This window comes from Micromonospora coriariae (assembly GCF_900091455.1).
In the GTDB taxonomy this organism is placed as follows: domain Bacteria; phylum Actinomycetota; class Actinomycetes; order Mycobacteriales; family Micromonosporaceae; genus Micromonospora; species Micromonospora coriariae.
On record NZ_LT607412.1, the window covers coordinates 6210902 to 6230706 of the forward strand.

General features: G+C 71.5%; 20 protein-coding genes. 10 read left to right on the forward strand and 10 right to left on the reverse strand.

The window, feature by feature from the left end; genetic code table 11:
* The 3 genes from GA0070607_RS28850 (at position 1) to GA0070607_RS28860 (ending at position 2560) form a co-directional block, all read left to right on the forward strand.
* Positions 1-906, forward strand: a complete 906-nt coding sequence (locus tag GA0070607_RS28850) for an AraC family transcriptional regulator (protein WP_089021004.1) — start codon at positions 1-3, stop codon at positions 904-906.
* A gap of 108 nt (positions 907-1014) precedes the next feature.
* Positions 1015-1458 carry a nitroreductase/quinone reductase family protein gene (locus GA0070607_RS28855; protein WP_089021005.1) on the forward strand — a complete coding sequence of 148 codons (444 nt, stop codon included), beginning with the start codon at positions 1015-1017 and terminating at the stop codon, positions 1456-1458.
* Positions 1459-1531: 73 nt separating this feature from the next.
* On the forward strand, positions 1532-2560 hold the full coding sequence (locus GA0070607_RS28860; protein ID WP_089021006.1) for an aldo/keto reductase: 1029 nt from the start codon (positions 1532-1534) through the stop codon (positions 2558-2560).
* A gap of 39 nt (positions 2561-2599) precedes the next feature.
* Here the strand turns inward: GA0070607_RS28860 and GA0070607_RS28865 are convergent, their stop codons facing one another.
* Positions 2600-2941 carry a YnfA family protein gene (locus tag GA0070607_RS28865; RefSeq protein ID WP_089021007.1) on the reverse strand — a complete coding sequence of 114 codons (342 nt, stop codon included), beginning with the start codon at positions 2939-2941 and terminating at the stop codon, positions 2600-2602.
* A gap of 74 nt (positions 2942-3015) precedes the next feature.
* On the reverse strand, positions 3016-3210 hold the full coding sequence (locus GA0070607_RS28870; protein WP_089021008.1) for a CsbD family protein: 195 nt from the start codon (positions 3208-3210) through the stop codon (positions 3016-3018).
* Positions 3211-3386: 176 nt separating this feature from the next.
* Between GA0070607_RS28870 and GA0070607_RS28875 the strand changes: the two genes are divergently transcribed.
* Complete coding sequence (locus tag GA0070607_RS28875) at positions 3387-3998, forward strand: histidine phosphatase family protein (protein ID WP_089021009.1); 612 nt, start codon at positions 3387-3389, stop codon at positions 3996-3998.
* Here GA0070607_RS28875 and GA0070607_RS28880 read toward each other — a convergent pair.
* The 3 genes from GA0070607_RS28880 to GA0070607_RS28890 form a co-directional block, all read right to left on the reverse strand.
* On the reverse strand, positions 3928-4434 hold the full coding sequence (locus GA0070607_RS28880) for an Lrp/AsnC family transcriptional regulator (RefSeq protein ID WP_089021010.1): 507 nt from the start codon (positions 4432-4434) through the stop codon (positions 3928-3930). The two genes, GA0070607_RS28875 and GA0070607_RS28880, sit on opposite strands and share 71 nt — an antisense overlap.
* A gap of 117 nt (positions 4435-4551) precedes the next feature.
* Entirely contained in the window at positions 4552-5694 is a 1143-nt protein-coding gene (locus GA0070607_RS28885) for an acyl-CoA dehydrogenase family protein (RefSeq protein ID WP_089021011.1), read from the reverse strand.
* Complete coding sequence (locus GA0070607_RS28890; RefSeq protein ID WP_089021012.1) at positions 5691-6806, reverse strand: M24 family metallopeptidase; 1116 nt, start codon at positions 6804-6806, stop codon at positions 5691-5693. The genes GA0070607_RS28885 and GA0070607_RS28890 overlap by 4 nt, the downstream gene beginning before the upstream one ends.
* A gap of 215 nt (positions 6807-7021) precedes the next feature.
* On the opposite strand from GA0070607_RS28890, the gene GA0070607_RS28895 reads away from it, so the two are divergent.
* Positions 7022-8392 (forward strand): glycosyl hydrolase family 18 protein, encoded by a 1371-nt coding sequence (locus GA0070607_RS28895; RefSeq protein WP_089021013.1) that lies wholly within the window; start codon positions 7022-7024, stop codon positions 8390-8392.
* A gap of 63 nt (positions 8393-8455) precedes the next feature.
* On the opposite strand, the gene GA0070607_RS28900 is transcribed toward GA0070607_RS28895, so the two are convergent.
* A complete protein-coding gene (locus GA0070607_RS28900) occupies positions 8456-9337 on the reverse strand; it encodes a winged helix-turn-helix transcriptional regulator (protein ID WP_089021014.1) in 882 nt (293 codons plus the stop codon).
* 81 nt (positions 9338-9418) lie between these two features.
* Here GA0070607_RS28900 and GA0070607_RS28905 point away from each other — a divergent pair, with 81 nt between their 5' ends.
* Positions 9419-10696, forward strand: a complete 1278-nt coding sequence (locus tag GA0070607_RS28905; protein WP_089021015.1) for an MFS transporter — start codon at positions 9419-9421, stop codon at positions 10694-10696.
* On the opposite strand, the gene GA0070607_RS28910 is transcribed toward GA0070607_RS28905, so the two are convergent.
* Entirely contained in the window at positions 10677-11777 is a 1101-nt protein-coding gene (locus tag GA0070607_RS28910; protein WP_089021016.1) for a DUF4037 domain-containing protein, read from the reverse strand. The genes GA0070607_RS28905 and GA0070607_RS28910 overlap by 20 nt on opposite strands.
* Positions 11778-11895: 118 nt before the next feature.
* On the opposite strand from GA0070607_RS28910, the gene GA0070607_RS28915 reads away from it, so the two are divergent.
* Both GA0070607_RS28915 and GA0070607_RS28920 read left to right on the forward strand, forming a co-directional pair.
* Complete coding sequence (locus GA0070607_RS28915) at positions 11896-12123, forward strand: hypothetical protein (RefSeq protein ID WP_089021017.1); 228 nt, start codon at positions 11896-11898, stop codon at positions 12121-12123.
* A 58-nt stretch (positions 12124-12181) separates the two neighbouring features.
* The gene (locus tag GA0070607_RS28920) at positions 12182-13108 is read left to right on the forward strand and encodes a 5'-3' exonuclease (RefSeq protein WP_089021018.1); all 927 of its coding nucleotides are present in this window, start codon (positions 12182-12184) and stop codon (positions 13106-13108) included.
* Here the strand turns inward: GA0070607_RS28920 and GA0070607_RS28925 are convergent.
* Both GA0070607_RS28925 and GA0070607_RS28930 read right to left on the reverse strand, forming a co-directional pair.
* On the reverse strand, positions 13105-14034 hold the full coding sequence (locus tag GA0070607_RS28925; RefSeq protein ID WP_089021019.1) for a diacylglycerol/lipid kinase family protein: 930 nt from the start codon (positions 14032-14034) through the stop codon (positions 13105-13107). The genes GA0070607_RS28920 and GA0070607_RS28925 overlap by 4 nt on opposite strands.
* A gap of 83 nt (positions 14035-14117) precedes the next feature.
* Positions 14118-14591, reverse strand: a complete 474-nt coding sequence (locus tag GA0070607_RS28930; RefSeq protein WP_157743296.1) for a phage holin family protein — start codon at positions 14589-14591, stop codon at positions 14118-14120.
* A gap of 335 nt (positions 14592-14926) precedes the next feature.
* Here GA0070607_RS28930 and GA0070607_RS28935 point away from each other — a divergent pair, with 335 nt between their 5' ends.
* Together GA0070607_RS28935 and GA0070607_RS32585 are read left to right on the forward strand one after the other, a co-directional pair.
* Positions 14927-17668 carry an AfsR/SARP family transcriptional regulator gene (locus tag GA0070607_RS28935; protein WP_172899124.1) on the forward strand — a complete coding sequence of 914 codons (2742 nt, stop codon included), beginning with the start codon at positions 14927-14929 and terminating at the stop codon, positions 17666-17668.
* Positions 17669-18063: 395 nt separating this feature from the next.
* Positions 18064-18222, forward strand: a complete 159-nt coding sequence (locus GA0070607_RS32585; RefSeq protein ID WP_157743297.1) for a hypothetical protein — start codon at positions 18064-18066, stop codon at positions 18220-18222.
* 28 nt (positions 18223-18250) lie between these two features.
* On the opposite strand, the gene GA0070607_RS28940 is transcribed toward GA0070607_RS32585, so the two are convergent.
* Positions 18251-19759 carry a pyridoxal phosphate-dependent decarboxylase family protein gene (locus GA0070607_RS28940; RefSeq protein WP_157743298.1) on the reverse strand — a complete coding sequence of 503 codons (1509 nt, stop codon included), beginning with the start codon at positions 19757-19759 and terminating at the stop codon, positions 18251-18253.
* Positions 19760-19805 lie beyond the last annotated feature (46 nt).

Genomic DNA, 19805 nt, shown 5'->3' on the forward strand with positions numbered 1-19805 from the left:
ATGCTCCTGGACGAGCTCCGCGACCTGTTGGAACGGCACGTGCGCCCCGACCTGGCCACCGCGATCGAGGGCGTGCGGGTCTGCCGGATCGACCACAACGCCTCCCCGGTCTCCTCGATGTCCGGCAAGGTGCTGGCGGTCATCGCCCGGGGCGGCAAGCGTCTCGCCCTCGGCGACCAGGTCTACGAGTACGGCCCCGGTCAGTACCTCGTCGCCTCGATCGACCTCCCGGTGACGGGTCACGTCATCGACGCCGCCCCTGGCCACCCCGCGCTCGGCTTCGGGATGACCCTGGACCCCGCCACCATCGCGGAGCTGCTGCTGGAGGCCGGGCCGGGCGATCTGCCGCGTTTTCCCGGCACCGCGCGGCCCGCAATCGCGGTCAGTGACGCCCCGGCCGAGCTGCTCGACGCCATCGTGCGGCTGCTGCGCCTGCTCGACCATCCACAGGACCGCAGGGCACTGGCCCCTCTGTTCAAGCGCGAGATCCTGTGGCGGTTGATGACCGGCGAACAGGGTGATGCCGTCCGACAGATCGGCCTCGCGGACAGCAGCCTGAGCCACATCGCCCGGGCGGTCCAGTGGATCCGGGAAAACTACACACGGCCCTTCCGCGTCGACGAGGTGGCACAGCTTTCCGCGATGAGCGTCTCCGCGTTCCACCGGAACTTTCAGGCCGTGACGGCGATGAGCCCCATCCAGTTCCAGAAGCACATCCGCCTGCAGACCGCGAGACTGCTGCTGGCGAACAGCCCCAACGACATCACCCGCGTCGCCCATCGCGTCGGATACGACAGCCCGTCCCAATTCAGCCGCGAGTACCGACGACTGTTCGGTGCACCGCCCAGCATCGACGCGCTGCGCATACGTGCCGGAGCCGGCAGCACCGGCGCCGCCCTCCCGTGACTTCGGCGAAGAGGATCGTGCAACCACACGAGACGATTTCGCTAGTTCCGCCTCTCCGGCGCTGCTTTCATGGACTCATCCGAACAAAAAGCAGGAAAGGCCGGTGAAATGGACGACGCCATCGCACGAGCCCTCGCCATCGGACCGGACTCCTCCGCGGCCGCGCGCACCATCGACATCACCACACTGGGCGCACGCACCGGCGTCCCGCGCCGGATCGAGATCTGGTTCCACCGCGTCGACGGTCGCTGGTACCTGACCGGCATGCCCGGACCCCGCAGTTGGTACGCGAACGTTCGCGCCCACCCACGGTTCACGGTCCATCTCAAGCACGGGGTAACGGGCGACCTGCCCGCGACCGCGTTGCCGGTCGACGATCCGACACGACGGCGGGTGATCACCGCGGTCCTCGACCTGCAGAACCGACCCGAGATCGCAGCTCGGGTCAGCCGGCGCCAGACCTTCGACGACTGGTTCGCGGGCAGCCCGCTCGTCGAAATCGTCTTCGACGACGAGGAACTGCGCACCGCTTCCTCGACGCACTCCGAATAGCCCACACGCAGGAACGGTCACGCGTGTCGTCCATCGCCACGGGACCGACCAATCACCACCCCGAAGGACAACAGTGAAATACCGCAACCTGGGCCGGACCGGAATCGAAGTCAGCCCGTACTGCCTGGGCGCCATGATGTTCGGCGCCATGGGAAACCCCGATCACGACGACTCCATCCGCATCATCCACAAAGCACTCGACGCGGGAATCAACTTCGTCGACACCGCCGACGTGTACTCCGCCGGCGAATCCGAGGTGATCCTCGGCAAGGCGCTCAAGGGCCGCCGCGACAACGTCGTACTCGCCAGCAAGCTGCACTATCCGATGGGCGACGACCCGAACCACCGCGGAAACTCACGCCGCTGGATCACCACGGCGGTCGAGAACTCCCTGCGCCGCCTACAGACCGACCACCTCGACCTCTACCAGGTCCACCGCCCCGACCCGTCGGTCGACCTGGAGGAGACGCTGTCCGCCCTGTCCGACCTGATCCACAGCGGCAAGGTACGCGCGGTCGGCGCGTCGTCGTTCCCCGCCTCGGAGATCGTCGAAGCGCAGTGGGTCGCCGAGCGACGCGGCCTCGAACGTTTCCGCACCGAACAACCGCCGTATTCGATCATCAATCGGAGCATCGAACGCGAGGTGCTACCGGTCTGTCAGCGCTACGGGATGGGCACGCTGGTGTGGAGTCCGCTGGGCCAGGGCCTGCTCACCGGTCGATACCGCAAGGGCCAGGAGTTCGACGGCCACCGGTCGGGTCACACCCCGCAGCACTTCGCCGACGAGCGCAAGCTCGACGTCGTGGAGCAGCTCATCCCGCTCGCCGAGCAGGCCGGCCTGCCGATGACCCACCTCGCGATGGCGTTCGCGATCGCGCATCCGGGCGTCACCTCGGCGATCATCGGGCCGCGCACCATGGCACAGCTCGACGACCTGCTGGCCGGGGTCGACGTCACGCTGACCGACGACATCCTCGACCGGATCGACGAGATCGCCCCGCCCGGCACCGACGCCGGCCCCAACGACGTGGCCTACGTACCGCCGGCCATCTCGAGCGTGGGCCTGCGCCGCCGAACGCTCCCGGAGCGTTCCGCCGCCTGAACGCCGACCGCTGACGGCGCTGAGGAGAGTCGCGTCGCGCTAGGCAGAAGCGCCCCGCGGCGCGTACATGATGACGGCGACGCCGAGCAGGCAGAGCGCCGCCCCGGTCAGGTCCCACCGGTCCGGGCGGAAGCCGTCCACGAGCATCGCCCAGGCCAGTGAGCCCGCCACGAACACCCCGCCGTACGCCGCGAGAATCCTGCCGAAGTGCGCGTCCGGCTGGAACGTGGCGACAAAGCCGTAGCAACCCAGCGCGATCACCCCCGCGGCGATCCACCACAGGCCACGCTGCTCGCGCCAGCCCTGCCACACCAACCAGGCGCCGCCGATCTCGGCCAGCGCGGCCAGCGCGAACAACACCAGGGAGCGGAGCACCGTCACCCTGCGACCCTAGCCGCAGGCACACGACGGGTCCCCGGGCGTACCGCCGCCCGGGGACCCGTGGATCACTCAGGTCACTTCGTGAAGGAGTCCTTCACGTTGCGACCGGCTTCCTTCATGTTCTGACCGGCCTGCTTGGCGCGCGCGTCGCTCTGCTGGCTGGCGCCCTCGCCCCGCATCTGCTCGTTGTCGGTCTTGTCGCCGATCCGCTCCTTCGCGGCACCGGCCATCTGCTCGACCTTGTTTCGTGCCTTGTCGGTGAAGCTCATCGTGCCTCCTCCGTCTGGCGTCTCTCCCGGCTCGCTTGCCCGGTCTCCGGGTGCTGAAACCGGTGGTGCCGGTCGGCACACCCGGTAAGGCATCCTAGGAAGATAGGTTGAGTGCGCGGGACTGCCGCATCGGCGCCCGCCGGGTGCCGCCGGGTCCGCGATGGTTAACTGGCCGCATGGGAGAGCTCCTGCTGATCCGGCACGGCGAGACCACCTGGAGCGCCACTCGACGGCACACGTCGTACACCGATCTGGAGCTGACCCCCGACGGCGAGCGGCAGGCCCGCACCCTCGCCGCGTTCCTGGCCGGCCGGCGATTCGTCACCGTGCTGGCCAGCCCCCGCTCCCGGGCACTGCGCACCGCGCAGCTGGCCGGGCTCACCGTCGACGCCGTCGACGAGGACCTCAGCGAGTGGAACTACGGCGAGTACGAGGGACGCACCACCGTCGACATCCACGAAGACCAACCGCACTGGAACATCTGGACCGACGGCTGCCCCGGCGGAGAGTCACCCGCGCAGGTGGGCGCCCGCCTCGACCGGGTGCTGACCCGGGTCACCCCCCTGCTCGACCGGGGCACCGTGGCGCTGGTGGGCCACGCGCACAGCCTGCGGGTGCTCGGCGCCCGCTGGATCGGCCTGCCCCCGTCCGCCGGCGGCCTGCTGCGCCTGGACACCGCCACGGTAAGCGTGCTCGGTCACGAGCACGGGCGGCAGGTCATCCTGCGGTGGAACCAGCCGGCTCCTCCGGCACCCGGGACCGCGGCCGACTCGGTGGCCCGGCACTGATCTTCGGCGGCCGGTTCTCGTACGGGGTGGACAGCACCACAGTGGTCCGGGTGGTCACGTTCGCCGACGTACGGATCTCCTGCAGCACCCGTTCCAGGTCGGTCGGGCTGGCAACCCGCACCAGCAGCATGTAGAAGTCCTCCCCCGCCACCGAGTAGCAGGAGTCGATCTCGGGCAGGTGGGCCAGCCGCTCCGGCGCGTCATCCGGCTGCGACGGGTCGAACGGCCGGATCGCCACGAACGCGGTCAGCGGCAGGTCCAGCGCCTCGAAGGAGACCCGGGCGGCGTATCCCTTGATCACCCCACGCTGCTCGAGCCGGCGCACCCGCTGGTGCACGGCGGACACCGACAGCCCGACCCTGTCGGCCAGGTCGGTGTACGACAGGCGGCCGTCAGCGGTCAACGCTGCGACGATGGCGCGGTCGATCTCCTCCACGGCGAGCAACCTACCGGGAAAAACGCCCGACGGCGACGAGGCTCCCACCGGAGGGTGTCGACGGCGGGCCACGGTGGACCCACCGCAGCCACGCCACCACGCGTCGTCGACCCGGCCTCAGCCCTTGGCCAGAGCCCGCGAGATGACCAGCCGCTGGATCTGGTTGGTGCCCTCCACGATCTGCAGCACCTTGGCCTCGCGCATGTACCGCTCCACCGGGTGGTCGGCCACGTAGCCGGCGCCACCGAGCACCTGCACCGCGTCGGTCGTCACCCGCATCGCCATGTCGGTGGCGAAGAGCTTCGCCTTGGCCGCCTCGATGGAGTACGGACGCCCGGCGTCGCGCAGCCGGGCCGCCGCGAGGGTCAGCGCGCGGGCGGCGGAGATCTGGGTCGCCGCGTCGGCCAGCAGAAAGCCCAGCCCCTGGAAGTCGACGATCGCCCGACCGAACTGCTGCCGCTCCCGGGCGTACCCGATCGCGTAGTCCAGCGCGGCCTGGGCCAGCCCGACCGCACAGGCCGCGATGCCCAGCCGACCCGAGTCCAGCGCGGACATCGCGATGGTGAAGCCCGCACCCTCGCCGCCGATCAGCCGGCCGGCCGGCACCCGCGCCCCGTCGAAGGCGATCTGCGCCACCGGCGAGGAGCGCAGCCCCATGGTCCGCTCGGCCGCCTGGGGGGTGATGCCGGCGGTGCCGGCGTCCGCGAGCAGGCAGGAAATGCCCTTCGGGCCGGGCCCGCCCGTACGGCAGAAGACGTTGTAGAAGTCCGCTGTCCGGGCATGGGTGATCCACGCCTTGGTGCCGGAGACGAGGTACGCGTCGCCGTCGCGGACCGCCCGGGTGCTCAGCGCCGCCGCGTCGGAGCCGCCCTGCGGCTCGGAGAGGCAGTACGCGCCGAGCAGTTCCCCGCCGAGCATGTCCGGCAGCAGCTTGCGCTGCTCGTCGCTGCCGAACGCGGCCACCGGGTAGCAGGACAGGGTGTGCACGCTGACCGCCTCGGCGACAGCGAGCCACCGGCTGGCCAGGATCTCCAGCACCTGCAGGTACACCTCGTACGGCTGTGCGGCGCCGCCGTGCTCCTCCGGGTACGGCAGGCCGAGCAGGCCGGCCCGGCCGAGGGTGCGCAGCACCTCGCGGGGGAACTCGGCGCGCTCCTCGAAGCCGGCGGCCTTCGGCGCGAGCTCGCGATCGGCGAGTTCGGTGGCGAGGTCCAGCAGGTCGTGGGCCTCGTCGGTGGGGAGGATCCGGTCGACAGTCATAGCGCGATGAGCTCCGTGGGGGTGGTGTTGAGCCGCTGCACGCCGTCCGTTGTGCAGACGACGATGTCCTCGATGCGGGCGCCGTGCCGGCCCGCCAGGTAGATGCCCGGTTCGATGGAGAACGCCATTCCGGGCTCCAGCGGCCGGTCGTTGCCCGCCACCAGGTAGGGCTCCTCGTGACCGTCCAGGCCGATGCCGTGGCCGGTGCGGTGCAGGAACGCGGGGCCGTAGCCGGCGGCGGCGATCGGCTCCCGGGCGGCGGCGTCGGCCTCCGCTGCGCTGATCCCGGGCCGTACCGCCGCCACCGCGGCGCGCTGTGCGTCGCGCAGCACCGCGTAGTAGTCCTGGAACTCGGCCGGCGCCGGCCCGCCCGCGACGTACGTGCGGGTGCAGTCCGAGCGGTACCCCGACGCCATTGTGCCGCCGATGTCCACCACCACCGGCTCGCCGGCGCCGATCGGCCGGTCCGAGGTGCCGTGGTGCGGGCTGGCCCCGTTCGGTCCGGCCGCCACGATCACGAAGTCCACGCTGACGTGCCCGGCGGCCCGGATCGCCGTGGCGATGTCGGCGGCCACCTCGGCCTCGGTGCGCCCGGGGCGGAGCCACTCCCCCATTCGCAGGTGCACCTCGTCGATCGCCGCGCCCGCCTCGGCGAGGGCCGCGACCTCCGCCGGGGACTTGCGGATCCGCAGCTCGCGCAGCACCTCGCCGGCCAGCCGCTGCGCCGCTGCGGGCAGGGCGGCGCGCAGTGCGAGGACCTGCTCGGCCCACATCCGGTCGGCCAGTCCGACCCCTGCGGGCGGGCCGTCGAGGGCGGCGACGACCAGGGGGTACGGGTCGGTGCCGTCGGCGTGATCGACGATGCGTACCCCGGTGGCCGGCGCCGGGGACGCCTCGGCGGCCGGTCGCTCCAGCGTCGGCACGATCAGCGTCGGCTCACCCTCGGCCGGTAGCACCAGGCAGGTCAGCCGCTCCCCCGCGCGGGCGTCGTACCCGGTCAGGTAGCGCAGGTCGGAGCCGGGGGTGAGCAGCAGGGCGTCCAGGCCGGCGGCGGCGGTGGCGCCCTGCGCGGCGATCAGCCGGTCGGGCGGGTACAGCTCGTCGATTCCCACCGCGCCAGCTTAACGGTCGTTTGGGGGATTGCCGGGAGCGGGCGTCGCCGCGGCCCCGGAAGTTCCGGAAATCCATCGACGTTGATTGACTCGGACAGTTAACACTCTTTAAGATTTGGCTGCCTCGAGGCCCACCCGCCCCTGCGTCCCGCACCGACCGCCCGCGACCACCCTGCGTGGGCGGCTGTCGTCCCCCGCCCACGGGAAGGCCTCCGATGTCCTCACCACTGCGCCGCGCCCTCGCCGCCGGCCTGCTCGCGCTGGCCACGGCCGGCGCCACCCTCACCCTCGTCCCCACCGCCGCGCAGGCAGTGGTGCTGCCGAACAACTTCAAGAGCGTCGGCTACATGCCCTCCTGGGCCGGCAACGTCAACACCATCCAGTACAACAAGCTCACCCACATCAACTACGCCTTCGTGCTGCCCAACAACGACGGCAGCCTGCGCCCGGTGGAGAACCCGAGCAAGCTCTCCTCACTGGTCTCGCTCGGGCACTCCAACAACGTCAAGGTGTCGATCGCGGTCGGCGGCTGGAACGACGGCAACGACTCCGCCTTCGAGGCCCTCGCGGCCAACGCCGGCAGCCGGACCAACTTCGTCAACAACCTGGTCAACTTCGTCAACCAGTACAACCTCGACGGCGTCGACATGGACTGGGAGTACCCGGACCCGGGCGCCTCGGCGAACAACTACACCCAGCTCATGACGCAGCTCGGCAGCGCCATGCACAGCCGCGGCAAGCTGCTCACCGCCGCCGTGGTCTCCGAGGGCGGCAGCGTCCAGGGCGTGCAGACGGCCGTGTTCGCCCAGGTCGACTGGCTCAACATCATGGCGTACGACGGCGGCAGCCCACACGCCAACTACGACTGGTCGATCGCCAGCGTCAACCTGTGGAAGTCGCGCGGCCTGCCGGCCGGCAAGGCGGTCCTCGGGATCCCCTTCTACAGCCGCCCCGGCTACTACACCTACTCGGCGCTGGTCGGGATGGACCCGGCCAACGCCAACCGGGACTGCACCACCGTCGGCGGCGCCCAGCAGTGCTACAACGGCATCCCGACGGTCAAGCGCAAGACGCAGTGGGCCCTGGCCAACGCCGGCGGGGTGATGAACTGGGAGCTGTCACAGGACACCACCGGCTCGACCTCGCTGGTCAGCGCGATGTACGACACCATCATGGGCGGCACCACCCCGCCGCCGACCGGCCGTACCGGCCCGATCACCGGGATCGGCGGCAAGTGCGTCGACGTGGCCTCGGCGAGCAGCGCCAACGGCACCGCCGTGCAGCTGTGGGGCTGCAACGGCACCGGCGCGCAGAGCTGGACCGTGGCCAGCAACGGCACGCTGCGCGCCCTCGGCAAGTGCGCCGACGTCGCCAGCGGCTCCACCGCCAACGGCGCCAAGGTGCAGCTCTGGGACTGCAACGGCAGCGGCGCCCAGGTCTGGCAGGCCCAGTCCAACGGCACGCTGCGCAACCCGCAGTCGAACAAGTGCCTGGACGCCACCGACAACAGCTCCGCCGACGGCACCCGGCTGCAGATCTGGGACTGCTTCGCCGGCGCCAACCAGCGCTGGACCCTCCCGGCCTGACGTGTAAGGAAGGGCCCCTTGTTAACGCTGAGCGTTAACAAGGGGCCCTTCCTCACCTCCGGATCAGGCCGCGCGGTGCTTGCGGACCACGTCGAGCATCTCGTCGACCGAGCCGGCCGGATCGGTGACCGGGAACTGCACCGCGCGGACCACCGCGGCAGGGTCGATCAGCAGGGTCAGCCGCTTGAACCGGGTGATCCCACCGGCCCGGAAGGTGGGCAGCAGCAGCCCGGCGGCGAGCCGACCGTCCTGGTCGGACAGCAGCGGGAACGGCAGCCGGGCGTACGCGGCGAAGTCGCCGAGCTGGTCCGGTCGCTGCGTGCTGATCCCCCACACCCGTGCGCCGGAGGCCTGGAAGTCCGCGTACCGGTCGGCGTAGGTGGTCGACTCCAGGGTGCAGCCGCGGGCGCCGGGAATGTCGGCCCAGCCCGGCGGGTAGCCCTGCGTCCCCGGCGCGTACGCCCCGGGGAAGAGGTAGAGGACGCTCCACGCGTCGCCGTCGGTCAGCGCAACCGGCTGGCCGTCCGGCCCCGGCAGGACGACGTCGGGCAGTCGCCGGCCGATCAGGTCGTGCACCCGGCGTGCCTCGGCCGAGTCGGGGTCGGCGGTCGCGGTCAGGTCACCGTCGCCCATCAGATGTCTCGTACCCCAGTCCTGCAGTGCGATCAGCACCGGAAGCAGCCCCTCACCCTTGGTGGTCAGCAGGTAGTCGAAGCGCGGCGGGTGCTGGGAGTAGGGCCGGCGCTCCAGCACGCCGTGCTCGACCAGCGCGGCGAGACGTTCGGTCAGCGCTCGCCGACTCACCCCCAGCTCGCGCTGGAGGGCGTCGAAGCGGGTCGTCCCGCCGGCGACGTCGCGCACGATGAGGAAGGTCCACCAGTCCCCCAGGACGCCGAGCGCCTGCGCGATGCCGCAGTCCGCGTCGGCAAGATCTTCCCGCCGCACCCGTCACCCCCTCCGTTTCGCCCTCGACTATAGTCCGTTCCAGATCGGAACGCACTGGCACGGCGAACGGGGGCGGACGACATGCACGTCGACGATCGGGCCGGGGTGTTCTGGCGATGGTGGACCGCCGGCACGACCAGCATGGTCGGGTCGGCGGTCGGCGCGGTGGCCCTGCCGCTGACCGCACTCACCGTGCTCGACGCCACCGCGTTCGAGATGGGCCTGATCGCCGCCGCCAGCTACGTCGCCTGGATCGTGATCGGCCTACCCGCCGGCGTCATCGTGCAGCGGCTGCCGCTACGCGGCGCCCAGGTGGGCGCGGACCTGGCCCGCGCGGTCGCCGTCGCGTCGATCCCGCTGGCCTGGTGGTGGGGCCATCTCACCGTCGCCCATCTCGTCATCACCGCGCTCGTGGTCAGCTTCGCCAACGTGCTCTTCGACGTGGCCAACTCGACGTTCCTGCCCAGCATCGTCGACCGCGAACAGTTGCAGTCCCGCAACAGCCTGACCTCGGCGACCCACGCCGCCACCCAGCTCAGCGGCCCCTCGCTCGGCGGGTTCGCCGTGCAGGCACTGGGCGCGGTGCCCACCCTGCTCGTCGACTCGGCCAGCTACCTCGTGTCGGCGGCGCTGCTGCGCACTCTGCCCGCGCGCCGTGACGACGCTCCGGACCGCTGGCCACCGGTCGGCGAACTGATCCGGGAGGGTTGGCGTTTCGTCGCGTACCACCCGGTGATGGGGCCCGGCATGTGGGCCGCCACCGCCATCAACTTCGTCTGTGGCGCGCAGTACGCGCTCTACCCGCTCTACCTGGTCCGCGAGCTGCACGCACCGGCCGGCCTGGTCGGGGTGCTGCTCGCCGTCGAGGGGGTCGGCGCGCTGGTCGGGGCGGCGCTCACCACACGCATCACCGCCCGGATCGGCACCGCCCGCGCCCTGATCGCCGCCGGGTTCACCACGGTCGCCGGGGCGTTCCTGATCCCCTGGGGCACCGGATGGCCGGCGTACGCCGCCTTCGCCGCCGGCAACGTCGTCTTCGCCCTCGGGACGGTGGTGCTCAGCGTGACCACCCGGACCTACCGGCAGATCGCCAGCCCGCCCGACCTGCTCTCCCGGGTGATGGCGACCGTCCGGTTCGTCTCGTGGGGCGCGATCCCGGTCGGCGGGCTGGTCGCCGGCGCGCTGGCCGGTCCCCTCGGCGCGCGGGCCACCCTGTTCATCTTCGCGGCGGCGGTGGTGTGCGCGCCACTGGCGCTGCTGTTCTCCCCCGTCCGGCGCCTGCGTGACCTCACCGACCACGACCGGGACGACGACCCGCCCCGCTCCGCCGCGTCGGCGCTCACCGTCGGAGGTCGGTGACCACGCCACCCGGCCAGAGGCTGTCGGCCAGCCGGCGGATCCGACCGGCATGGGTGAGCACGTCGACGCTGTGCACGTACTGGTCGACGGCGCCCAGTGGCGGCCGGTCACGCAACACGGGGTCGGTCACGCCGGCGCGCAGCGCGGCGGCGATCCGCTCGGCGTGCAGCACCAGAAACGGGCGGTGGTGAAACGGCCGGACGCGAGCGTGCACCGGCGGGGCCAGCCCGGTCTCGTCGGTCCACCGGGCCACCGCCTCCAGCGCCTGGACCAGCCCGGCCTGGCGCCGGCTCCAGTCGCCGGCGCCGAGCGCGTCGTTCAGCGCCGCGACCACCGGCGCCGCGTCGGGGAGCCCGCCGAAGACCGTGCCGAGCCACTTGTCGTACGGCGGCCAGCGTCGGTGCAGCAGCAGGCCGAGCCGCATCAGGTCCCGGGCCAGGCCGGCGACGACGACCCGGCTGCCCAACTCGTCACCGACCTCGGCGCACCGGCCGGGCAGGTGCTCCGCCTGCGCGATCCGGGTCCACGCCGCGGCGAGCACGTGTCGCCACACGTCCGTCGGATACCAGGCCAGCGCCGTCCGGCGGGCCGTCAGGGCGCCCCCGAGGCCGTCGTGGAAGATCGCGCCACCGGTCACCTCGGCCAGCCGTTGGGTCGGTGTGGCCAGCCAGTCCGCCACGGCGACACCGGCGGCGGGGTCGAAGCCCAGCCGGTCGCGCCACCAACCAGCCAGCTCATCGACGCTGACGCCGTGCCGGCTGCCCCCCGGGTCGGCGACGCCCAGCCGCCCGTCGTCGCCCGCGAAGCGGGTCGGCCAGCCGAGAAACTCGGTCGGCAGGTCGGCGTCCAGCGCGGCACGCAGCCCCGGGATCCGGGCGGCGTCGGTGGCCGCGACGAAGACCTGCACGCGCGGCCCCCAGTCGTGGTCGGTGGACCGCACGGTGTCCAGGCCCAGCAGTTCCGAGCCGCCGTCGAGCAGCCCGGCCGCGTACCGCAGGTCCGGGAAGCGACGGCGCAGGACCGATGCGACCACCTCGTCGTGGTAGCGGCGGGCGAGCGTCAGACCGGGAAGGAACGCCACACCGGCAGTCTGCGCCGGTCGGCCACGGGCCGCACCGCGGTTTGCCGGGTCGGACGTCCCCGTGCGTCATAGCCTGGATCGAGGGGCCCGCACGGGCACCGCGACCGGGAGGACCGACGTGGCGGCGAACGAGGCGGACCGGGCGGCCAGGCGCCGCCGCCGGCAGCTGTGGGCCGGGGTCCTCGCGCTCGCCGGCCTGGTCCTGCTGATCATCGGCCTCACCGTGGCCGACGGCGTCGCGGCCTGGGTCGAGGTGCTCGTCGCGATCCTGCTGCTGGTGGCCAGCTACGCCGTGCAGTACCTGGCCCGGAGGGCCACCGTCTACCGGCACGACGAGCGGCGCTGACGCGGAAGGCGGCCGGGCGTACCCCTGATCGTCGGAGGGCTGTGCCAGGCTGTCGGGCGTGGCACACCGATCCCCGATCCTGCTGATCGACGCACCCAGCCTCTACTTCCGGGCCTACTTCGGCATCCCGGAATCCGCCGCCCGGGCCGAGGACGGCACCCCGGTCAACGCCGTGCGCGGCTTCCTCGACATGCTCGCCACCCTGATCCGTGGGCGCGGCGCAGACCGGATGGTCTGCGCGCTGGACTACGACTGGCGCCCGGCGTGGCGGGTCGACCTGCTGCCGTCGTACAAGGCGCACCGGGTGGCTCCGCAGGGCGGCGAGGTCGTGCCGGACACGCTCTCCCCGCAGGTGCCGAAGATCCTGGAGGTGCTGGCCGCGGTCGGCATCACCGCCGTCGGCGCGACCGGCTACGAGGCCGACGACGTGCTCGGCACACTCTCGGTGACCCAGCCGGGCCCGGTCGAGGTGGTCTCCGGCGACCGGGACCTGTTCCAGCTCGTCGATGACGTCCGGCCGGTCCGGCTGCTCTACGTCGGGCGCGGCGTGGCCAAGCTCGACGACTGCGACGACGCCGCCGTGCGGGCCCGCTACGGCGTGCCGGCCGACCGGTACGCCGACTTCGCCGCGCTGCGCGGCGATCCCAGCGACGGGCTGCCCGGGGTGCCGGGCGTCGGCGAGAAGACCGCCGCCCGGCTCATCGAGCGGTACGGGAGCATCGCCGGCATCCTGGCCGCCCTGGACGACTCTGACTCGTCCTTCGCACCGGGCCTGCGGGCCAAACTGGCCGCCGCCCGCGACTACCTGGCCGTCGCGCCGACGGTGGTCCGGGTCGCGCTGGACGTGCCGCTGCCGGAGCTGCCCACCGCCCTGCCGACCGCCCCGGCCGACCCGGAGCGGCTGCTCGAACTGGCCGGCACGTGGAATCTGGCCGGCTCCGCCCGCCGGCTGGTGGACGCCCTCGCCGCACGCGCCGACGCCTAACGGTCCGGGCTGTCGGCGGGAGCCATGATGCGGAGCGCGTTGGGATCGAGGCCGATCCGGATCGGGGTCTCGCCGTACAGCTCGCCGTCGACCTCCACGGGCGCGGGTCGGTCGGTCTCCAGCCAGAGTTGGTGGACGGCGAGGAACGGCTCCTCGCCGAGCGTGCGGCGATGCCCGGTCGCCGCGTTACGGGCGGTGTGCCGCAGCAGCTCGCGGCGGGGTGCGCCGCCCACCGGATAGGCGACCAGGAGCCGGTCGTCGGCGTCCGCGTCCGCGGTGATCGGCCGGCCGGCGTGGAAGCCGCCGTTCGCCACGTACAGCTGGTGGGTGACGAACTCGTGCTCCCGTCCCTCGGCACGCACAACGGCGCGCAGCGGGCGGTGCCGGGTCAGCAGCGTCAGCGCGGTGACCGGGTACGCGAGCCGGCCGGTGGCCCGCTTGAGGCGCGGCGGCGTTCTGAGCATCACGTCGGCGGACAGGCCGATACCGACGTGGTTGGTGAACCACCGGCTGCCCACGAGCCCGAGGTCGACGTCGATCACCTTGCCGTCGGCGAGGACCGCCACGGCCGCGTCGAGGTGAAGGGGGATGCCCACGGTGCGGGCGAAGTTGTTCGTGGTGCCGAGCGGCAGCAGACCGAGCGCGATGTCGCGGTGCGCGAGCAGACGTGCGGCGGTGCTGATCGTGCCGTCTCCGCCGCCGGCTATCAACAGGTCCGGTCCGAGGTCGGCGGCAGCGGCGAGGCTCTGCTCCAGTTCGGCGGGCACGTCGACCGGGTACGCGGCCAGCAGCTTGAAGCCGGCGGACGTGAGTCGATCTCGCGCCCGTTCGTAGAGCCGGCGCCCGCGACGGGAGTGGGTGTTGACCACGAGCGTCGCGCGCCGCTCCGTTCGGATGGCCTCGCTCAGCTCCGGCTTCGTCCGCATAGGCCCGGAGCCTATCGTCGGATGGCCGGTCGAAATCTGACCTTCACCACCAACCGGAGCAGTCGCTGGCGCACATGTCGACGTCAGCGGTCCTGCCGGCCGGAGCCCCACTGGTCGAGTTCGTCCCGAACGGCGGCGGCACCGGCCGGCACCACCTGACTCGCGGTGGCGGCCATGGCATCCTGCACCTCGTCGGCCAGCCAGGCCGAGCCGCCTCCCGCCGCCCGCAGCTGTTGCAGTCCTGCCCGTCCGAGCACGACGGCGGCGACGACGAGGTAGCCCCCGGTGAGTCCCGCGCTGGCAAGCCGTCGGGGCAGAAAGGTCTCCAGCATGCGCAACGCGGTTGCCGAGGCGGCCCCGGCGCCCAGGACGAGACATCCCCCGGCTGTGGCGAGCAGCGCCAGGCCGACTCCGGTCGGCCGTGCCACCCGCATCACCTGGGTGCGCATCTCCCGGACTTCCGCGCGCACCACCTCGGCCACATCCGCTGCCAACCGTTCGGTCGGGTTGACCGCTGGTCCGGGTCCTCCGGACCGTTGCGCCGCCGGGTCACTCATCGGTCGCCCCCTCCGCCTCGCTGCGGGCGGCCGTTTACCCGCAAACACCACCGCCATACCTGCCGTCTGCTGTTCGGGTCCTGCCGCCTGTCACGCCTCGCGGGCAGGTGGGGCCCGCAGCCCCTGCGCTGATGCGATGTCTGTCATGATTTCTCCTTTTGTCTGGTGGGCGTAGCATTCGCGGCCACTGGCGGATGCCCGTGTTCGGGTGGGTCGCTGAGCGACGTCCGCCGTGCCACGATCGGCGGGTCCCATCCCGGTCACTCCCAGGGGAAGGAATCATGCGGTTCGAAGTCCTGGGGCCACTGCGAGCCGTCGACACATCTGGATCAGTGGTGCCGGCCGGCAGGCGTCAACATCAGGTCGTACTGGCCTGCCTCCTCGCTGCCGGCGGACAGACGGTCGCCGACAGCACGTTGCTGGAAGCCCTGTGGGGTCGCGACCCGAGCGACAGCAAACACGTGGCGCTGCGCGTCCTCGTCCATCATCTGCGCCGCAACCTGGGCATTGAATCGATCATTCGCGCGAGCGGTGGCTACCGGATCAGGCTGGCCGGCCACCAGCTTGACGCCGACGAGTTCTGCGCTCTGGTCGACGCGGCCGCGCGCGACGAGGCGCAGGGCCGGCTCGCCGAGGCGCGTCAGCGCTACCGGGCGGCGCTGCGGCTGTGGAGGGATACGGACGCCTACCATGGCGCCGCCGATACCGATCAGGTGCGGGCGGCAGCCAACCACCTGGGCGAGCAGCGGATGACCGCCTACGAAAGCTGCGTCGACATCGAACTCAGCCTCGGACTGCATCGGGAACTGTGTGCCGAGTTGTCGGCCGTGGCCACGAAGAACCCGCTGCGCGAGCGCCTCCAGGCGCAACTGATGCTGGCGCTCGTTCGCGGTGACCGTCGGGCCGAGGCGCTGACCGTCTACGAACGGACCAGGCGCATCCTCGCCGACGAGCTTGGAGCGGACCCGGGCAGGCGCCTGCGACAGCTCTACACCGCGATCCTGCGCGGCCCCACGCCAGCGGTCGTGCCGTCCGTCGCCTCCGCCGCGGTCCGGCCGGCGCAGCTGCCGGTCCCACCCAGCAGTTTCGTCGGGCGTCACGACGAGCTCGCCGCCCTCGACGCCGTGCACGAGAAATCCCGAAACGGTGAGCGTCCCAGTGGCTCAGTGGTCGTCACGGGGGCCGGTGGCATGGGCAAGACGGCCCTGGTCACGCACTGGGCCGATCAGACCCGGCAGGGTTTTCCGGGCGGACAGCTCTACCTCGATCTCGACAATGACATCCCCGCGGCGGTTGCACTGGCCAGGGCCCTCGTCGATCTCGGCATCGCGCCCGACGACGTGCCACGGCAGGCAGAGACACGCGCCGCGCGACTGCGCTCGCTGCTGTCCAGCCGCACGGTGCTGATGGTCCTGGACAACGTGAGCAGCGCCCAGCAGGCCCGGCCGTTCTTTCCCGGGGCCGGTGACAGCATGCTGGTGATCATCAGTCGGAACCGGCTTGACGGGCTCGTCGCCCGCGAAGGCGCTCACCTCCTGGTGCTCAACCCGTTGGACGTCGAGCCGGCCACCCGTCTGCTCCGGGCGATCGCCGGGATGGCCGACTCCGCGCCCGACGACATCCGTACCCTGGTGGAGCTGTGCCATGGAATGCCGTTGGCCATCCGGATCGTGGGCGCCCACCTGCGGTTGGGAGCCCGGCCGGACGCCCTCGTCGACGCCCTGCGTGATGAGCGCACCCGACTCGCCCGGCTCACCACCACCGATGGCGACGCGAGTGTGCGCGCCGTCATCGCGGTGTCGTACCGACGGCTGGCCGCACCGGCACGTCGGCTGCTACGCCACCTCGGACTGTTGGACGCTCGTGCGATCCCGCTCGGCGCCGCGGCCGCACTGGCCGGTATCTCCTGCGACACCGTCCTGACGGACCTGCTCGACGAACTCGCCGCGGCCAATCTCGTCACAGTCGAAGCGGACGGCCGGGTCAGCCTCCATCAGTTGACGCGCATGTTCGCCCATCAGCGGGGCCAGCTCGACGACACCTGGACCGATCGCGCGGCCGCCGAGCGGCGACTGCTCGGCTGGTATGGGCACGCAACCCGCCAAGCACAGCAACGCATCAGGCCGACCTCGGGTGGAGCCGGCGATAGCACAGTGCCTGACCCGCAGCACCTCTTCCTGCCGGAGCTGACCGACACCGTCGCAGCGCTGAGCTGGGTGGACGCCGAGGCGGAAACGATCATCGGGCTGATCGACCAGCACGTCCGGATCCACCCTGATCTCGTCTGGGCCCTCGCCGTCAACATACGCGGCTGGCTGCAACGCCGGGCACCCCGCGACACCTGGATCGCCGTGATCGAGCAGGGCATCCGATCCGCCGCCCTGGCCGGCAGCAGCACCGGCGAGGCGACCCTGCACGGAAGCCTGGGCGTCGCACACAGCCTCCTGCTGCAACGCACCGAGGCCCGCTCCGCGTACCAGCGCGCCAGCGAACTCTTCGGGCGGAGCGGCGACCATGCCGGCAAGGCCGACGTCGAGGCGAGCCTGGGTGCGATGCTGGCTGACAGCGGTGCGCTCGACGAGGCACTTCCACCACTTCTGCGGGCGCGGCATCTCGCGACCCTGCTGAACGACCCCGATCTCATCTTCAAGGTCGAACTCAACCTTGGCTATCTGCATCGACGGGCCGACCGCCAGCAGGAGGCACTCGACGCCTACACGTCGGCGTTGTCGGCCGCGGAGCGGTCCAGCAACCGCGACTGGTTGTCGGCGAGCGTCCACACGAATCTCGGCCGCCTGCATCTCCTTCAGGGCAACCTTGATCAGGCCGAACACCACTACGACACAGCGGTCCGGCTGGCCCGGAGCACCGGCGATCGCATGCGGGAGGCTTGGGCACTGCACGGATGCTCCGACATCTGCGCGGCCCGACGGGACCTTCCGGCAGCCGTAGCAGCCCTCCAGGAAGCCGTCACGATCCTCGAACCCCTGGGCGATCGCCGCCTCGACGAGATGCGCACCCGGCTGTCCGAGTTGCTCTCGGACGACACCGCCGGCCAGTCACCGCCGAAGGCATAGCCACACCGCGCGTCGACGGTGTTCGGCACCCTCGCCGGGGCGTCCGGCGCCCTTGGCGTCTCCGCGGTCTGGCCAACACCGAGCCAACATTCTGCTGCGAGACTGCGCCATCAGTAGTCAGCCAGAGCCCGCCGGGCGGGAGAACCGCGACATCGGTACGAGCCAGACGGGGGTGCGCGGCTGCGCCCGGGCCCGGCGGGCGACGGCTCACGTCAACCGACTCATCGGTGGAACGGAGACTGGAAATGTCACCTGGGACGAGAAGCAGAGGGCGCACGTTCGCGGCGGCGGCGATGGCAGCGGTGGCGTGCGCCGGCGTGCTGGGGATCGCATCCCCCGCGGCAGCCGCTCCGACGTCGGGAGGATCGACAGTCAGTGCCGTCGCTGATGGCGACATGGTGGCGCAGAGCTGGGCCTTCGTCGCGTCCTACCCGGGCAACTCCATGGGGTTGGCCGCGTGTGCGTTCCACGCGGGCTTCCTGCGCTCGCAGACGGGTAGGAACTACATGTGCACCCGGGCGGGCTCCTACTACCACCTGCTCAAGGAACTCTGACCCGCAGTTCCGTGCCCGGCCGGTCTCTTCAGCGCGTCTCCTCGATCGCCTGCTCGGCGGCGTGGCGTACGTCGTCGAGCAGGATCTGCATGTCGCGCCGGGTGGTGCGGTAGTTGAGCACGCAGCCGCGCAGCGCGAAGCGGCCGTTGATTGTCGCGTTCGACAGGTACGAGCTGCCGGCCTGCTGCAGTAACACCATGATCCGTTCGTTGAGGCGGTCGAGTTGCTCCTCATCGGCCTGCGACCGCGAGCCGGCTCGCGCGCTCGGCGGCAGATAGCGGAAGCAGAAGATGGAGAGTTCGACCGGGGCGAGCAGCTCGAAGTCGACGCTGTCGTCGATCAGCTCAGCCACGTGACGGGCGCAGTCGAGGTTGCTCTCAATCGCATCGCTGACAGTTCGCGACCCGGCGTGCGCCAGCGTCATCCAGACCTTGAGCGCCCGGAACCGCCGGGACAGGTCGGGGCCGTAGTCCCAGAAGGCGAAGGCCTCGGCCGGTTCGGTCTGCATGACCCGGGTGTAGTCGGCGTCCAGGCTGAAGGCGGGCCGTGCCGCCTCCGGGTCGCGGTAGATGAGGCAGCCGCAGTCCGCCGGCAGGTAGAGCCACTTGTGTGGGTCGAGGGAGATGGAGTCGGCCTCCGACAAGCCGTCGAAGAGCGCGCGGGCCGAGGGGGCGAGCCGCGCGAAGCCGCCGTAGCAGGCGTCGACGTGCATCCAGAGCCCGTACTCCCGTGCGACCTCGGCGATCTCGGCGAGCGGGTCGACGGCACCGGTGACGACGGTGCCGGCGTTCGCCACCACGCAGAACGGTTCGGCCCCGGCGGTCCGGTCGTCCTCGATGGCACGGACGAGGGCGTTGACGTCCATCCGGAAACGGGCGTCCACCTGAATCTCGCGGACGTTGGTCCGCCCAATGCCGAGCAGCGCGGCAGCCTTGTGGATCGAGTGGTGGGTCTCGGTGGAGGCGTAGACGCGCAGCGGCGCCGGATGGGCGGCCATACCGTCGCTGGCGATCGTGTCGCCGCAATGGCGGTGTCGGGCGGCGGCGAGCGCGGTGAAGTTGGCCATCGAGCCGCCGCTCATGAACAGCCCTCCGGCGCCCGGATCGCAGCCGATCGCCTCCTTGATCCAGTCGATGGCCAGGTGCTCCAGCTCGGCGGGAGCCGGTGCCGACCGCCACGCGGTGAGGTTCGCGTTCAGCGCCGACGCGAGGAGGTCGGCCACCGCGGCGACGGCGGTACCCGGCGCCGAGACGTACCCGAAGAAGCGGGGATGGCCGTTGTGCCGGCTGCCGGGCACGACCACCTCGCGGAAGACCTGCAGAAGATCGGCGAAGTCACGGCCCTCGACGGGCAGTGGCTCGGCGAGTAGCTCCTTCAGCGCGGCGGCGGAGGTTCGTGGGGCGATCGGCAGGTCCCGGATCGAGTCCTGGTAGGCGGCGATCCACTCGATGGCGCGGCCACCCATGTCCCGGATCTGCTCCGCCGAGGGGTCCAGGGCTGAGTCGACGCCGCGCCCGTCGGATGAGATCGAAGTCATGACCCGGAGGATAGTGTGGATCATGTCCCGGCGCCGGCGAGCACCG

Excerpts from the sequence above, each read along its gene's own strand:
- GA0070607_RS28850 (WP_089021004.1), top strand. The coding sequence starts at position 1 with ATGCTCCTGGACGAGCTCCGCGACCTGTTGGAACGGCACGTGCGCCCC.
- GA0070607_RS28855 (WP_089021005.1), top strand. The coding sequence starts at position 1,015 with ATGGACGACGCCATCGCACGAGCCCTCGCCATCGGACCGGACTCCTCC.
- GA0070607_RS28870 (WP_089021008.1), bottom strand. The coding sequence starts at position 3,210 with ATGAGCTTCACCGACAAGGCACGAAACAAGGTCGAGCAGATGGCCGGT.
- GA0070607_RS28875 (WP_089021009.1), top strand. The coding sequence starts at position 3,387 with ATGGGAGAGCTCCTGCTGATCCGGCACGGCGAGACCACCTGGAGCGCC.
- GA0070607_RS28885 (WP_089021011.1), bottom strand. The coding sequence starts at position 5,694 with ATGACTGTCGACCGGATCCTCCCCACCGACGAGGCCCACGACCTGCTG.
- GA0070607_RS28895 (WP_089021013.1), top strand. The coding sequence starts at position 7,022 with ATGTCCTCACCACTGCGCCGCGCCCTCGCCGCCGGCCTGCTCGCGCTG.
- GA0070607_RS28905 (WP_089021015.1), top strand. The coding sequence starts at position 9,419 with ATGCACGTCGACGATCGGGCCGGGGTGTTCTGGCGATGGTGGACCGCC.
- GA0070607_RS28925 (WP_089021019.1), bottom strand. The coding sequence starts at position 14,034 with ATGCGGACGAAGCCGGAGCTGAGCGAGGCCATCCGAACGGAGCGGCGC.
- GA0070607_RS28930 (WP_157743296.1), bottom strand. The coding sequence starts at position 14,591 with ATGAGTGACCCGGCGGCGCAACGGTCCGGAGGACCCGGACCAGCGGTC.
- GA0070607_RS32585 (WP_157743297.1), top strand. The coding sequence starts at position 18,064 with ATGGTGGCGCAGAGCTGGGCCTTCGTCGCGTCCTACCCGGGCAACTCC.
- GA0070607_RS28940 (WP_157743298.1), bottom strand. The coding sequence starts at position 19,759 with ATGACTTCGATCTCATCCGACGGGCGCGGCGTCGACTCAGCCCTGGAC.